This window comes from Polaromonas naphthalenivorans CJ2 (assembly GCF_000015505.1).
GTDB lineage: Bacteria > Pseudomonadota > Gammaproteobacteria > Burkholderiales > Burkholderiaceae_C > Polaromonas > Polaromonas naphthalenivorans.
Map to the genome: position 1 here is coordinate 2,745,340 of NC_008781.1, position 14,650 is coordinate 2,759,989.

Annotated in this window: 14 protein-coding genes; 7 read left to right on the forward strand and 7 right to left on the reverse strand. The window is 63.1% G+C overall.

Annotated features, from left to right (window positions below; genetic code table 11):
* Window positions 1-89 precede the first annotated feature (89 nt).
* The 4 genes from glmM to PNAP_RS13045 form a co-directional block, all read right to left on the reverse strand.
* Window positions 90-1,421 (reverse strand): phosphoglucosamine mutase, encoded by a 1,332-nt coding sequence (gene glmM / locus PNAP_RS13030; protein ID WP_011801988.1) that lies wholly within the window; start codon window positions 1,419-1,421, stop codon window positions 90-92.
* A gap of 143 nt (window positions 1,422-1,564) precedes the next feature.
* Window positions 1,565-2,416: a dihydropteroate synthase gene (folP, locus tag PNAP_RS13035; RefSeq protein WP_011801989.1), complete on the reverse strand. Its 852-nt coding sequence runs from the start codon at window positions 2,414-2,416 to the stop codon at window positions 1,565-1,567.
* 106 nt (window positions 2,417-2,522) lie between these two features.
* On the reverse strand, window positions 2,523-4,451 hold the full coding sequence (gene ftsH / locus PNAP_RS13040) for an ATP-dependent zinc metalloprotease FtsH (protein ID WP_011801990.1): 1,929 nt from the start codon (window positions 4,449-4,451) through the stop codon (window positions 2,523-2,525).
* A gap of 149 nt (window positions 4,452-4,600) precedes the next feature.
* Window positions 4,601-5,338 carry an RlmE family RNA methyltransferase gene (locus tag PNAP_RS13045; protein ID WP_011801991.1) on the reverse strand — a complete coding sequence of 246 codons (738 nt, stop codon included), beginning with the start codon at window positions 5,336-5,338 and terminating at the stop codon, window positions 4,601-4,603.
* Window positions 5,339-5,379: 41 nt separating this feature from the next.
* Between PNAP_RS13045 and yhbY the strand changes: the two genes are divergently transcribed.
* The 3 genes from yhbY to PNAP_RS13060 all read left to right on the forward strand — a co-directional run bounded on the left by yhbY (window position 5,380) and on the right by PNAP_RS13060 (window position 8,736).
* Window positions 5,380-5,856, forward strand: coding sequence for a ribosome assembly RNA-binding protein YhbY (yhbY, locus tag PNAP_RS13050; RefSeq protein ID WP_011801992.1), 477 nt, complete (start codon window positions 5,380-5,382; stop codon window positions 5,854-5,856).
* Window positions 5,857-5,965: 109 nt separating this feature from the next.
* Window positions 5,966-8,023, forward strand: a complete 2,058-nt coding sequence (locus PNAP_RS13055; RefSeq protein ID WP_011801993.1) for a M3 family metallopeptidase — start codon at window positions 5,966-5,968, stop codon at window positions 8,021-8,023.
* A 41-nt stretch (window positions 8,024-8,064) separates the two neighbouring features.
* Entirely contained in the window at window positions 8,065-8,736 is a 672-nt protein-coding gene (locus PNAP_RS13060) for a glutaredoxin family protein (protein WP_157040285.1), read from the forward strand.
* Between the two features lie 37 nt (window positions 8,737-8,773).
* On the opposite strand, the gene rpiA is transcribed toward PNAP_RS13060, so the two are convergent.
* Window positions 8,774-9,445 (reverse strand): ribose-5-phosphate isomerase RpiA, encoded by a 672-nt coding sequence (gene rpiA / locus PNAP_RS13065; RefSeq protein WP_041376698.1) that lies wholly within the window; start codon window positions 9,443-9,445, stop codon window positions 8,774-8,776.
* Window positions 9,446-9,588: 143 nt separating this feature from the next.
* Here rpiA and PNAP_RS13070 point away from each other — a divergent pair, with 143 nt between their 5' ends.
* From PNAP_RS13070 to PNAP_RS13080, 3 genes are all read left to right on the forward strand, one after another.
* On the forward strand, window positions 9,589-10,641 hold the full coding sequence (locus PNAP_RS13070) for a quinone-dependent dihydroorotate dehydrogenase (RefSeq protein ID WP_011801996.1): 1,053 nt from the start codon (window positions 9,589-9,591) through the stop codon (window positions 10,639-10,641).
* Window positions 10,642-10,903: 262 nt separating this feature from the next.
* Window positions 10,904-11,875 carry a hypothetical protein gene (locus PNAP_RS13075; RefSeq protein ID WP_011801997.1) on the forward strand — a complete coding sequence of 324 codons (972 nt, stop codon included), beginning with the start codon at window positions 10,904-10,906 and terminating at the stop codon, window positions 11,873-11,875.
* On the forward strand, window positions 11,872-12,651 hold the full coding sequence (locus PNAP_RS13080) for a hypothetical protein (RefSeq protein ID WP_011801998.1): 780 nt from the start codon (window positions 11,872-11,874) through the stop codon (window positions 12,649-12,651). Before PNAP_RS13075 ends, PNAP_RS13080 begins: the two co-directional genes overlap by 4 nt.
* Window positions 12,652-12,717: 66 nt before the next feature.
* Here PNAP_RS13080 and PNAP_RS13085 read toward each other — a convergent pair whose 3' ends face one another.
* Complete coding sequence (locus PNAP_RS13085) at window positions 12,718-12,975, reverse strand: hypothetical protein (protein ID WP_011801999.1); 258 nt, start codon at window positions 12,973-12,975, stop codon at window positions 12,718-12,720.
* A gap of 79 nt (window positions 12,976-13,054) precedes the next feature.
* Here PNAP_RS13085 and PNAP_RS13090 point away from each other — a divergent pair, with 79 nt between their 5' ends.
* Complete coding sequence (locus PNAP_RS13090) at window positions 13,055-13,651, forward strand: 3'-5' exonuclease (RefSeq protein ID WP_011802000.1); 597 nt, start codon at window positions 13,055-13,057, stop codon at window positions 13,649-13,651.
* A 60-nt stretch (window positions 13,652-13,711) separates the two neighbouring features.
* Here the strand turns inward: PNAP_RS13090 and PNAP_RS13095 are convergent, their stop codons facing one another.
* Complete coding sequence (locus PNAP_RS13095; RefSeq protein WP_011802001.1) at window positions 13,712-14,350, reverse strand: DUF6806 family protein; 639 nt, start codon at window positions 14,348-14,350, stop codon at window positions 13,712-13,714.
* Window positions 14,351-14,650: the final 300 nt, after the last annotated feature.

A 14,650-nucleotide genomic window follows, 5' to 3' on the forward strand; every position in this document is an offset into this window, starting at 1 on the left:
ATCAATCGCTATTTATTTGATAGCTATCTATGCTCGCCCATATTGCGCAAACGACCAATTTTATTCAAAATCAGTCACTGCATCAGTGGTCAGGAGCGTACCGCGTCGGCCACCCGCTCGGCGCAGGCCCTGGCCTGTTCGGCATCGCGCGCCTCGACCATCACGCGCAGCAGCGGCTCGGTGCCGCTGGCGCGAATCAAAATGCGGCCGCTGTCGCCCAGCTCGATTTCCGCCGCTTTGGTCTGCGCCGCCAGCTCCGCGCTGTTCTTCCAGTCCTGGCCGGGCTTGAGCCGGACATTGATCAGGGTTTGCGGAAACAGCACCACTTCCGACAGCAGTTGCGCCAGCGTTTGATTGCTGCGTGCGCAAGCCTGCAGCACCTGCAAGGCGCTGATCAGGCCGTCGCCGGTCGTGTGCTTGTCCAGCGCCAGCATGTGGCCGGAACCCTCGCCGCCCAGCAGCCAGCCGCGCCTTTCGAGTTCTTCAAGAATGTAGCGGTCACCCACCTTGGCGCGCACAAACTCCACGCCCTTGGCCTTCAGGGCCACTTCCACGGCCATGTTGGTCATCAGGGTGCCGACGGTTCCGGGGACTTTCTCACCCCGGGAAAGGCGCTCGTTGACCATCAGGTAGAGCACTTCGTCGCCATTGAACAGCCGGCCTTGCGCGTCCACCATCTGCAGCCGGTCCGCATCGCCATCCAGGGCAATGCCGTAGTCGGCCTTGTTGGCGAGCACTGCGTTGACCAGTGCCTGGGGGTGCGTGGCACCGACGCCATCGTTGATATTGAGTCCATCCGGCGCGCAGCCGATGGCAATCACCTCGGCGCCCAGTTCATGAAACACCATGGGCGCGATCTGGTAGGCCGCGCCATGCGCGCCATCGACGACGATTTTCAGGCCCTTGAGCGTCAGGTCGTGGGCGAAGGTGCTCTTGCAAAATTCGATGTAGCGCCCCGCCGCATCGTCCAGGCGACGGGTCTTTCCAAGTGAGGCTGAATCGGCCCAGACCGGCTCTTCCTTCAGCGTGGCCTCCACCTCGAACTCCCATTCGTCATTGAGCTTGTTGCCCTGCGCGCTGAAAAACTTGATGCCGTTGTCGGCAAACGGGTTGTGGCTGGCGCTGATCACCACGCCCAGGCTGGCACGCTGCGCCCGCGTGAGGTAGGCCACGCCGGGCGTGGGCAGCGGCCCGAGCAGCACCACATCGACCCCGGCTGAATTGAATCCGGACTCCAGCGCGCTCTCCAGCATGTAGCCGGAAATCCGGGTGTCCTTGCCAATCAGGACGGTCGGGCGCGCTTCGGTCCTGCGCAGGACGCGGCCCACGGCATGCGCCAGCCGGAGGACGAAATCAGGGGTGATCGGAGCCTCCCCAACGGTGCCGCGAATGCCATCAGTGCCAAAGTATTTTCTGTTCATGTGTATTGATCTTTTAAATCCCGTTGCCGTGCGCTTGCGTTGCTGATTGGCACCATTCACGGCTATTTTGGGAGGGGGGTTTTGCCTAAGCTTGGGGCTAAATACGAGGTAGGTACATGCGGTAAATCAACAGCAGCGCTTAATCAATTCGCAGCGGTCCAGACTTTGAGCGCCTGCACGGTTTCCCGCACATCATGGACACGCACGATGCGCGCGCCGCGCTCGACCGCCAGCAAGGCGGCGGCTACGCTGGGCACCATGCGCTCAGCCACGTCCGGCGACTCACCTGCCGGGCCAAGGCAAACGGCCGCCAGCGACGACTTGCGCGACCAGGCGGCCAGCAGCGGATAGCCCGCTGCCAGCAACTCGCGCTGGCGCGCCAGCAACGCAAAATTCTGCTGCACGGTTTTTCCAAAGCCCACACCGGCGTCCAGCACGATGCGCGGCTTTTCAACCCCGGCGGCTTGCAGGCCGCGCGCGGCATCCTGCAAAAAAACGAGCACCTGTGCCACCACATCGCCCTGCATGGGCATGACCTGCATGGTCTGCGGCTCGCGGTGCATGTGCATCAGGCAGACGCCGCAGTTCGGGTGTTCAGCCACGGCCTGCGCCGCACCGGGCTGGCGCAGCGCCCAGATATCGTTGATGATGTCGGCGCCCAGGTCGAGCACGGCACGCATGACCTCGGGCTTGTAGGTATCGACCGAGACCGGAACACCGAGCGTGAGCGCATGGCGGACCACCGGCAGCACGCGCGCCAGTTCCTGCTGCAGCGGCACGGGAGAGGCCCCAGGGCGGGTGGATTCACCGCCGATGTCCAACAGCTCAGCGCCGTCCTTGAGCAGCTTTTCGCAGTGGCCCAATACGCCTGAAAAGTGCTTGTCCGGCGAATAATAAGTGCCACCGTCCGAAAAAGAATCGGGCGTGGCATTGACGATGCCCATGACGCGAGGCTTCGACAGGTCTATCTGAAAGCGCGAGGTTTGCCAGATCACGAAAGCTCCTTGTTGGCGATTTAAGTTCTGCCAGAAATGGTCAGCCCAATGAAAAACCGGGGACTTGCCCCGGTTTTTATGCTGTCTGGCGAACTGGACTGGTCATTCAAGCCACGGTAGGCGCCGGATCGGTTGTGACAGCAGGACTGCCTCCGCTCGGGCCATTGCCGCCGCCACCGCCAACGGACGGATTGCGCGGCGTCCAGTCCTTGGGAGGACGCGGCTCCTTGCCGGCCATGATGTCGTCCATCTGCTCGACATCAATGGTTTCCCATTCGAGCAAAGCCTTGGCCATCGCGTGCATCTTGTCCTTGTTGTCCTCGATCAGCTTGCGCGCCAGGGCGTATTGCTGGTCGATGATGCGGCGCACTTCGGTATCGACCTTTTGCAAGGTGGATTCGCTCATGTTGTTGGTCTTGGTCACCGACCGGCCCAGGAACACTTCGCCTTCATTCTCGGCATACACCATGGGGCCCAGCGCATCGGTCATGCCGTAGCGCGTGACCATGTCTCTGGCCAGTGCCGTGGCGCGTTCAAAGTCGTTGCTGGCGCCGGTGGTCATCTGGTTCATGAACACTTCCTCGGCAATGCGGCCACCGAACAGCATGCTGATCTGGCTGAGCATGTATTCGCGGTCGTAGCTGTAGCGGTCCTGCGCCGGCAGGCTCATCGTGACGCCGAGGGCGCGGCCGCGCGGAATGATGGTGACTTTGTGGACCGGGTCGCACTTGGGCAGCATCTTGCCGAGCAGCGCGTGGCCGGACTCGTGGTAGGCCGTGTTGCGGCGCTCTTCCTCGGGCATGACCATGCTCTTGCGCTCGGGACCCATCAGGATCTTGTCCTTGGCCTTTTCAAAGTCCTGCATCTCGACCGTGCGGGCATTGCGGCGCGCCGCCATCAGGGCCGCTTCGTTGCACAGGTTGGCCAGGTCGGCACCCGACATGCCGGGCGTGCCGCGTGCGATCACGCTGGCGTTCACGTCCTGGCCGAGCGGAACCTTGCGCATGTGGACATTGAGGATCTGTTCGCGGCCACGAATGTCGGGCAGCGTGACATAGACCTGGCGGTCAAAACGGCCGGGGCGCAGCAAGGCGGCATCCAGAATGTCGGGACGGTTGGTGGCCGCCACCACGATCACGCCGACATTGGTTTCAAAGCCGTCCATCTCGACCAGCATCTGGTTCAGGGTCTGTTCGCGCTCGTCATTGCCGCCGCCCACGCCAGCGCCACGCTGGCGGCCGACGGCGTCGATTTCATCGATGAAGATGATGCACGGCGCATTTTTCTTGGCGTTGTCGAACATGTCGCGCACCCGGGCAGCGCCCACGCCGACAAACATTTCAACGAAATCGGAACCGGAAATCGAAAAGAAGGGAACCTTGGCTTCGCCGGCGATGCCCTTGGCCAGCAGGGTCTTGCCGGTGCCCGGAGGGCCGACCAGCAGCAGGCCGCGGGGGATGCGGCCGCCGAGTTTCTGGAACTTGGCCGGGTCTTTCAGGAAATCGACGACTTCCTTGACTTCTTCCTTCGCTTCGTCGCAACCGGCAACGTCGGCAAAGGTCACGGTATTGGTCGATTCGTCGAGCATGCGCGCCTTGGATTTGCCAAAGCTGAACGCGCCGCCCTTGCCGCCGCCCTGCATCTGCCGCATGAAATACACCCACACGCCAATCAGCAGCAGCATCGGACCCCAACTGACCAGCAGCGTCATGAGCAGGGAACCTTCTTCGCGCGGCTTGACGTCGAACTTCACGTCGTTGGCGATCAGGTCGCCGACCAGGCCACGGTCAAGGTAGGTTGCCGTCGTGCGGATTTTTCGGTCGTCGGTCGTGGTGGCGATGATTTCAGTGCCGCCCTGGCCTTCCGCGATGGTTGCCGCCTTGATGCGCTTGCCGCGAACCTCTTCGAGGAACTCGGAGTAGCCCAGGTAATTCGAGCCTGCGCCGCCGCGTGTATCAAACTGCTTGAACACGGTGAACAGCACCATGGCGATGACCAGCCAGATTGCAATTTTAGAAAACCACTGATTATTCAAGGACTACTCCGATGTATGAATCCAAAACCGATTGGATGGCACATGCGCCTGATTTTAGGCGTTTCAAGGGCTTAAACCCAGCCATTGCGGCTTGCATCCCTTTGCTTGACACGGATTTAACGCTATATTTTGGCTTCAGGCGAAGCATTTCACACGGGCGTCACGTTTTTCAAGCCTCTGCCGACCAAAAATGTTTCAGAAGAATTGGGGCGCGAAGCTTTGGGTTTCATGCGCTTGACGACTTTGAAGCTGGCCTGAAACAGCTTGACCAGGTCGTCATAACCACTGCCGTGAAACAGCTTGACGACCAGCGCGCCGTCCGGTTTCATGCGGGTCTGGGCAAACTCCACCGCCAGCTCGACCAGATGGGCAATGCGCGCCGCGTCCGCCGACTCGATGCCTGACAGGTTGGGCGCCATGTCCGAAATCACCAGATCGACCTTCACCGGCCCTTTCTCCGTGGACAAGGCCTGCTCCAGCTTTGCCAGCACTTCGGGCTCCCGAAAGTCGCCCTGGATGAACACGACGCCTTCAATCGGCTCCATGGGCAACAGGTCCAGCCCGATGATGCGGCCATTGAGCGCCCCCACGGCCGCCCCGGTCGGCGAGAGCTTGCGCCGCACATACTGGCTCCAGGCGCCCGGCGTGCTGCCCAGATCGACCACGCAGTCGCCGGGCTTGATCAGCCCCAGCGTTTCGTCCATTTCCTTCAGCTTGAAGGCTGCCCGCGCACGGTAGCCCTCTTTGCGGGCCTGTTTGACATAGGGGTCGTTGATGTGGTCGTGCAACCACGCTTTGTTAACTTTTTTACCTTTTGCATCACCCTTGGCGACGACCTTGGTGACTTTGGGCAGCAGCTTGTGGTCTGACTTGGCATTTACTTTCATGGGGCCTATTGTCGTCTTCCCGACTCCACCGATAATTGGGCATGGCTCAAATACAACTTACCCCTGCCCAGCGCAAAGACCACCGCGCTGAAGCGCACCATCTCAACCCCGTCGTCATGATTGGCTCCGACGGCCTCACGGACGGCGTGAAAAAAGAAATCGACGCGGCGCTGAACGCCCACGGCCTCATCAAGGTACGGGTGCAGTCCGACGACCGGCCCGGCCGCGAAGAAATGTTCCGCTCCCTGGCCGAAGAACTCGATGCCGCGCCCATCCAGCACATCGGCAAGCTGCTGGTGTTCTGGCGGCCAATTCCGGAAAAGGAAAAAAAGGTCAGCGAAGACCGCATGGCCGGCCCGCGCGATGTCAAGGTGCTGAAAAACAGCTCGCGCTACGGCCAGCGGCCCGAAGTCAAGATGCTGCGCGTACTGGGCAACCAGCGCCTGACGCCGGGCGGCACCGTCAAGCGCGCCAAACCCAGGCAGCAAGTCAGTGTCAAGAAACGCTCGCAAGACTGATCCTGCCTGCAGATGCAAAACCGACCTCGCTGGTCGGTTTTGCATTTCTCAGGGTCAAAAACACCCTGCGGCCCTTTAGATTCACCCCACTTGCCCACAGCTAGACGCGATGAACAATCCACTCCTTGACTTTTCCGACCTTCCATTGTTTGACCGCGTCCTGCCCGAGCATGTCGGCCCGGCCATGGATGATTTGCTGGCCAAGGCCGAAACCGCGCTGGCGCAGGTCACCGCCAGCGACTTTCCGGCGACCTGGAGCGGCATTGCCCGCGTCCTTGATGTGGCGACCGAAAACCTGGGCCGTGCCTGGGGCGTCGTCGGCCACCTGAACAGCGTGGCGGACACCCCCGAATTGCGCGCGGCCTACAACGCCGCCCTGCCCCGCGTGACCGAATTCTGGACCCGGCTGGGCGCCGACGAACGCCTGTACGCCAAGTACAAGGCCATCGACATTGCCAGCCTCAATGCCGAGCAGCGCCAGGCGCACAAGAACGCCATCCGCAATTTCGTGCTGTCCGGCGCAGAACTCACGGGGGCGGCCAAGGAGCGTTTTGCGCAAATCCAGGAGCGCCAGGCCGAACTGAGCCAGAAATTCAGCGAAAACTCGCTCGACGCCACCGACGCCTTTGCCTACTACGCCACCGATGACGAAGTCGCGGGCATTCCAAAGGACGTGCTGCAAGCCGCCAGGGCGCAGGCCGAAGCCGAAGGCAAGGCGGGCTACCGGCTCAGCCTGAAGATGCCGAGCTACCTGCCCGTCATGCAGTTCGCCGAAAGCAGCGCCCTGCGCGAAAAGCTCTACAAGGCCTACACCACGCGCGCCAGCGACCAGGCCCCGGCCGAGTTCAGCCAGTTCGACAACAGCGCCGTGATGCGCGAAATCCTGGCCTTGCGCCAGGAGGAATCCCGGCTGCTCGGATACCAGAATTTCGGCGAAGTCTCGGTGGTCGCGAAGATGGCCCAGTCGCCTGAGGAGGTCGTCGCCTTTTTGCGCGACCTGGCCCGCCGCGCCCGCCCGTATGCCGAAAAAGACATCGCCGACCTGCGCACGTTCGCGGCCGAACACCTGAATCAGACCGACCCGCAGGCCTGGGACTACGCCTATATCGGCGAAAAGCTCAAGGAAGCGCGCTACGCCTTCAGCGAGCAGGAAGTCAAACAATATTTCACCGCGCCCAAGGTGCTCGCCGGCCTGTTCAGGATTGTCGAAACGCTGTTCGAAGTGCAGATTCGCGAGGATTCGGCGCCCGTGTGGAAGCCCGGCGTGGCCTTTTACCGCATCGAGCGCGACGGCCAGCTGGTCGGCCAGTTTTACCTCGACCAGCCGGCCCGCACCGGCAAGCGCGGCGGCGCCTGGATGGACGATGTGCGCACCCGCTGGCTGCGCCCCGACACCGGCAAGCTGCAAACCCCCATCGCGCACCTGGTCTGCAATTTTGCCGACAGCGTCGGCGGCAAGCCGGCCCTCTTGACGCACGACGACGTGACCACGCTGTTCCACGAATTCGGCCACGGCCTGCACCATATGCTCACGCAGGTCAACGAGCACGATGTCTCGGGCATCAGCGGCGTCGAATGGGATGCGGTCGAGCTGCCGAGCCAGTTCATGGAAAACTTCTGCTGGGAATGGGAAGTGCTCAAGCAGATGACCGCCCATGTCGATACCGGCGAGCCGCTGCCGCGCGCCTTGTTTGAGAAGATGCTGGCCGCCAAGAACTTCCAGAGCGGCATGCAGACGCTGCGCCAGGTCGAGTTTTCGCTGTTCGACATGCTGCTGCACACCTCGCACAACCCCGACGAAGACCTGATGGGCCTGCTCAACGAAGTGCGCCGCGAGGTCGCGGTGATCTCCGCCCCGGCCTACAGCCGCACGGCGCACACCTTCAGCCATATCTTTTCGGGTGGCTACGCGGCCGGCTACTACAGCTACAAATGGGCCGAAGTGCTGTCGGCCGACGCCTATGCCGCGTTTGAAGAAACCGCGGCCGCCAACGGCGAGACCGGCGAAGCCTCCGGCAAATCGACGGTCAGCGTGGAAACCGGCCGAAAATACCGCCAGGCCATCCTGGAGGCCGGCGGCAGCCGCCCGGCCATGGAGTCGTTCAAGGCCTTCAGGGGCCGCGAGCCTTCACTCGATGCACTGCTGCGCCACCAGGGCATGGCTTGAAAGCCCGGCTGAAAGGACGCCAGATGACCGGACCGGAACCCATGAAATCAAGCAAGCTGCATTTTCTGGCCCCAAAAACCTTGCTGGCTCTGGTGGCGGTGGCTGCCAGCCTTGCATCGCCGCTGCTGCAGGCCCAGCAGGTTTACCGCATCATCGGGCCCGATGGCAAGGTGACTTTTTCCGACCGGCCACCGCCGCCCTCGGCCAGCAATGCCAAGGTCAGCGAAACTGCTGCCAGCGCGGCCGGCGGCGAAGCCTTTGCCGGCCTGCCTTACGAATTGAGGCAGGTGACGCTCAAATACCCGGTGGTTTTGTACACCTCCGACAACTGCGCGCCTTGCGGCGCCGGCCGTTCGCTGCTGACCAGCCGGGGCGTTCCCTTTAGCGAAAAAACCGTCACGACGGCGGCGGACAGTGGCGCATTGCAGCGCCTGAGCGGTGAAACCTCGCTGCCCTTCCTGACCATCGGAAGCCAGCAGCTCAAGGGATTTTCGGATGCCGAATGGACGCAATTCCTGAATGCCGCCGGCTATCCGAAGTCGTCGGCATTGCCGTCCAACTACCGCCCGCCTGCTCCGGCGCCGCTGGTCGCGGTTGCGCCAGCCCCGGGCACCGCGCCGGCAGTGGAAGGCGAAGCACAAGCCGTCAAGCCCGCCGCGCGCCCGGTCCAGCCGCCGGCCAGCACCGGCAACCCGGCCGGCATCAAGTTCTGAGCGCTGGCCCGGGGCCGCAAGCCTGGGAAAGCCGGGCTTAAAACACCAGGGTTTCAACCCCGTCGTCCGTTCCCAGCAGGCACACATGGGCCTTCTGGAACGCAAACACCCCTACCGTCACCACGCCGGGCCACTGGCTGACCTCGGACTCGAAGGCCAGCGGGTCGGCAATCTTCAGGCCGGTCACGTCCAGGATGTGCTGGCCGTTGTCGGTCACCAGCGGCTTGCCGTCCTTGTGGCGCACGGTCGCCGCGCCGCCCATGGCTTCAAACTGGCGCGCAATGCGCCGGGTGGCCATGGGAATGATTTCCACCGGCAAGGGAAAGCCGCCCAGCGTGGCCACGTATTTGGACTTGTCGGCAATGCAGATGAACCTGCGCGACTGCGCGGCGACGATTTTTTCGCGCGTCAGCGCCGCGCCGCCGCCCTTGACCATGTAGCCGGCGTGGTCGATCTCGTCGGCGCCGTCAATATAGACGCCCAGCTCGTCCACCTCGGTCGCATCGAACACCTTGATGCCCAGCGCCTGCAGCCGCTCGGTCGAGGCGTTCGAGCTGGACACGGCGCCGGCAATCTGGTCTTTGATGGTCGCCAACGCGTCGATGAATTTGTTGACCGTGGAGCCGGTGCCGACGCCGACGATGCTGCCGGCTTCCACATAATTCAGCGCAGCCTGGCCGACCAGGGTTTTGAGTTCGTCTTGGGTCATGGTGTGCCTTGCGAGGTTTGGAGAGGTTTGGGGGATCGGGTTGGGACGAGGCGGGATTTTGCGACAATCAGAACTCATGTCCTGCAGGCCAGTGCGCTTTGCCAGGCCCGCGCAAATCCACCGCCATCTGCCCGAATTATCCAATGTCCCTGCTCCCCTACGCCCTGGCCCGTCCCTTTTTATTCGGACTTGACCCCGAAACCGCCCACGAGCTGACCATGGCCTCGCTGGCGCGCACCCAGGGAACGCTGCTGTCGGCGGCCTATTGCAGCAGCAAGGTCAGCGACCCCATCGAACTGGCCGGGCTGAAGTTTTCCAACCGCGTGGGCCTGGCCGCCGGGCTGGACAAGAATGCCCGCTGCATCGACGGCCTGGCCGCGATGGGCTTTGGCTTTGTCGAGGTCGGCACCGTGACGCCCAAGGCCCAGCCCGGCAACCCCAAGCCGCGCATGTTCCGCCTGCCCGAAGCGAACGCGCTGATCAACCGCCTGGGCTTCAACAACGACGGGCTGGACGCCTTCCTGGCCAATGTGCGGAAATCCGCCGTTCGCCAGAAGAATGCGAAAAACGCCCTGCTGCTCGGCCTGAACATCGGCAAGAACGCCGCCACGCCGATTGAAAACGCGGTGGACGACTACCTGATCTGCCTCGATGGCGTGTACCCGCATGCCGATTACGTCACCGTCAACATCTCCAGCCCCAACACCAAGAACCTGCGCGCGCTGCAAAGCGATGAAGCGCTGGACGCCCTGCTCGGCCGCATCGCCGAGCGCCGCGAAACCCTGGCCGGCCGGCACGGCAAGCGCGTGCCGATCTTCGTCAAGATCGCGCCCGACCTCGACGACGCGCAGGTCGCGGTGATTGCCACCACGCTCAAGCGCCACGCCATGGACGGCGTGGTGGCCACCAACACCACGCTGAGCCGCGACGCCGTCAAGGGCCTGCGCCATGCCGAGGAAGCCGGCGGCCTGAGCGGCGCGCCGGTGTTAGAGGCCAGCAACCGCGTGATCGGCCAGCTGCGCGCCGCGCTGGGCAAAGGCTTTCCCATCATCGGCGTGGGCGGCGTGATGAGCGGGCTGGACGCCGTGTCCAAGATCAAGGCGGGCGCCGACGTGGTGCAGATCTACACCGGCCTGATCTACAAAGGCCCGGCACTGGTCGCCGAAGCCGCAAATTCGATCAAAAACAGCCGTTAGCGCAATACCGGCATGCCTAAGCAGCTATTATTTTTATAGCTATCAGCCGGCCAGGAGCCGCAGCAAGCAGCTTCACTGCGTAACATCATTTACGCGTTTCCTGAAACTTTGCCTGCGCTGAAATGCCGACATCAAGCAGCGGTGCGTATAGAGTTGGAAATCAGCCCGCCTGCGCCAGCCGCAGGCAGCCAGCGCCTCTCTTGCCGGGAGGGCCACGGCCGCAGGACTGCCGGATCGTCGTAAAAATACCGAGGGAGGCGGCATGGAACTGCTTCAGCGGCTCAAGGAATCAATTGCCTGGCTTGGCGGCGCGCTGGCCGCGCTGACGGCCATCTGCTACGCCACCGGCTACTACGCATTTCATGCCCACCTCACGATGCTCGGGCTGGGGCGGGTGGTCGATTTCAAGCACGAGGACATGCTGCTTGAGGGCGCGCGCTTCTTCTTTGCGGTCACGGCCCACCTGCTGCAAATGGTCCTGGCGCTGGGCGCCGCAGGGGTCAGCGTGCTGGTGCTGGTGGCCTTGCTCGGCGAAATCGGGCCGCTTGCCCGAAGCGCGCGCCGTGTCGGCGAATGGCTGAGCGCCAAACGCACTGAACTGGGCGCCGCGCGCCCGGCGCTCAAGGGCACGCTGCTGCTCACGGCTGTGGTCATTTTGCTGATTGCGCACACCGACCGCTTCTTTTACCCGCTGCTCGCCCTGGGGCGCATCGACAGCCTGCTGTTTCGCACCGGTGTGCAGGCCACGGATGACTGCAGGGCCTTGATTCCGCTGGCCGGCACCGGCTTGCCGCCGGCGGTTGCGGCCTCGCTCCTGATGCAGGGCGAGCGCTGCAGCGTCTTTTTGCTGGCTGAATTCAGGCGCCTGCTCGATGGCTACCTGGCGCTGCTGATCGCCATCGGCCTGGCCTTTTCCTTCAACGCCGCCATCAGGCCCCAACTGCTGGCGCGGGGTTTTCGCCTGGTGCTGGCGGTCTATGCCATGGTGTACACGCTCTTGCTGCCGGTGGCCTTCGGCATTCTGGTGCGCGCAGCGGTTTACCCGGTCGCCAGCCTTGCCTTCAAGGAAGGTCCGGCCGTCAGGGGCAACCTGATGACACGCAACGACAAAAACCTGCTGCTCTGGCTGCCCGCCGAGCGCAAAGCCATGTGGTATCCGAGCGAGACCGTTTCGACCATCCAGGTGATCGGCCAGGCCAACCTGTTTTTACGTCCCGAAGGAGGCGCGAAATGAACACGCAAAAAATCCCGCACCTGCCCGGCCTCATCAGCCTGGCCGCACTGCTGGTGGCGCTGCTGCCGGCCTGCGCGCCCTTGCCGCCAGCGCCCGGCACGGGCCAGGGGCCGCCGACGCTGCGCCCGGTCGGCCGGATCACGTCCATCGAGGGGCCCAATGCCTTTGTTGACCGGGGCAACCACGGCGCGGGGCAGCCCGCGCAACTCGGCCAGGCGCTGCTGGCCGGCGACCGTTTCTACACCGGCCCGGGAACGCGCATGAAAATCGATTTCTGGAACGGCGGCTACCTCGAAATGGACGAAAACACCGACCCGAGCCTGTTCCAGGATCTGGGCTGCCTGGTGGTGAGCCTGTTTCGCAGCGGCCGGATTTTCGTGGACAAGTCGGACGCCTGCGTCGAATCGCTGGGCACCAAAAGCCAGCAGTTCAGCAAGGTCGCCTATGCCGTCATGCCGGCCGGGGCCGGGCCTTACCTGCAGATCACCGTGGTCGAGGGCGAGGCCCGCACCCTGCTGCCCGCCGTCGCAACGGCCCCCGGAGGCTGGCGCATTGACGTGAACAGCCGGGGCCTGCTAGGGGACGGCCGCGCCTACCGGGTGCCCGATGAAGCGATCCGGCAGTCCATCGGCTGGACGCTGTACTACCGCAACCGAAGCCGCGTCACGCCGGCGCCTGAATTTCCGATTTTCAGGTTGCCTTTCCCGCCTCCCGTGCGGCAGCCGCAGTATCCGGCGCCCGGCCGCGACACCCCGGTGCCGGGCCGGCTCAGGTAAATAATTCGCTATAAAATATATAGCTGCTTATGCATATTCAGCATGTGCAAAAGGCACTTTTAACTCTCAATCCGGAACAAACCGGGCCTTGAACCTGGCCTCGTCCTCCGGCAGGTCCAGCGTGACCAGTTGGCCCATCTTCTGGTCGCTCAGCCGGTAGGCGGCAAACAGGCTGTACTGGCCCTTGAAGTGGTAGCTTTCCAGGTCGATCAGCATGTAGGGGTAAGGCACAAACACTTCATGCTGGAAAATCGCCCGGTGCCGGTTGCGTGGCGAGGGGAAAAGCTTGTAGTTCTCGGTGGTGATGCTTTTGGCGGAGGCCATGGTGTCTCGATTGCGGTGGGTTGCTGGCTGACAAGCGTACGGCTGTAAGCTCTAGTCCTATTTTCACGCACTGGATTTCATGACCGAGCACCACCCCACCCCGGACAAAGAGCAGATTGCCCTGCTTGAGCCTTTCGAGCGCCTCAACCTGCATCAGATCCAGCTGATCGCCAATCCCCAGCAGGCGGCCCGCGCGCTGGAGGAACTCGATGGCGTCACGGCGCTGGGCTTCGACACCGAGTCCAAGCCGACGTTCGCCAAAAACGAAGCCTCCACCGGACCGCACATCGTGCAGCTTTCGACGCTGGAGCAGGCCTACATCTTTCAGCTGGAAGACGCCGAATGCCGCCGCGCCGTCGCCGTGCTGCTGGAGACCCACCGGGTGATCAAGGCCGGCTTTGGCCTGGGCGACGACCGCCGCCGCATCATCCACAAACTGGGCGTCGATCCGCAGGGCGTGCTGGACCTGAACACCGTCTTCAGGGAGCGCGGCTACCGCAAGGACATGGGCGTGCGCGGCGCGGTGGCGGTGATGTTCAACCGGCGCTTCATCAAGTCACGCAAGGCCACCACCTCGAACTGGGCGAATGTGCATTTGCAGGAGTCCCAGCTGATTTATGCCGCCAACGACGCCTATGCGGCGCTTCGCGTGTACCAGGCGCTGGGGCTGGGCTGATCTTTACAGCAGGAGTCCGCTGGCCGGTGAAGCAACGGGCGCCGAACCCGTCGGCACGGCTCAGTGCAGGTGGCGCGGCTTGCGTCCGCCGGTCCCGTGGCCGGCGCCGCCTTGCGAGCCGCCCGGGCCGCGTGGCGGCCGGCCGAGCTGCATGGAGTTGGCCAGGTCGTCGAAGCGGCGGCCAAACAGCTTGTCAACGGCTTCCACGACCTCGCCCAGTTCGGAGCCGTCGAAATGCCGCTCCATCAGGCCGATCAGGTCCTGCACCAGCAAGTCGCGCTGGACCTGCATGATGGCGGCCGGCGTGGGGCCGACAAAGTAGATGACGAAGTCGTCGCGGGCTTCCTCGTCCTCGCTGCCGCCCTCTTCCTCGTCGAAGTCGGCATCGTAGAAAGTGACTTCAATCGGCGCGCCGACCTCGGCCAGCTCATTCAGGCCCATGCACATTTCGTCGAGCGCCTGGCGAAAATCGTCGCCGCCGGGCACCGTCCAGCACATCTGCAGCAAATGCTTGGGCGCATCGAAGCGGATGCCGGGCTCTTCTTCATAAAAGCTGGCCGCGCCTGCCGCCAGCGACTTGGAGCCGCCGTATTTCCACAGCGGCTTGAGCGCCTCCTGCAGTTGCTCAAAGCTGACTTCGGCACGCAAAGGCACTTCGCCGTGAACGTGAATTTCAAATGGTGTGTTGTAGCGCGACATGGAATTATCTTATCCACTTTCAAGGGGTCAATGGGCCTCGGGAAGCCGCCCCATGCGGTCCGTGAGCCCATAAAACACCGGGATTCTTAAAAATGATGCTGAAAAAAATGGGGCACGCCAGCGAAACCGGCTTCGCATCCCGCCTTGTGCGGCCCCGCAAAGGTCTGAAAGCTATTGTGCCACCATGCACCCTGGCGCCAAAACGTCCGCAAAACCGGGTCTGCGGCAGCCGCCTCAAACGATGTAGTCCTACAGGCGCCCTGCCGAAACCGTTTTTAAATCAGGTGTTTCCAGTACCAC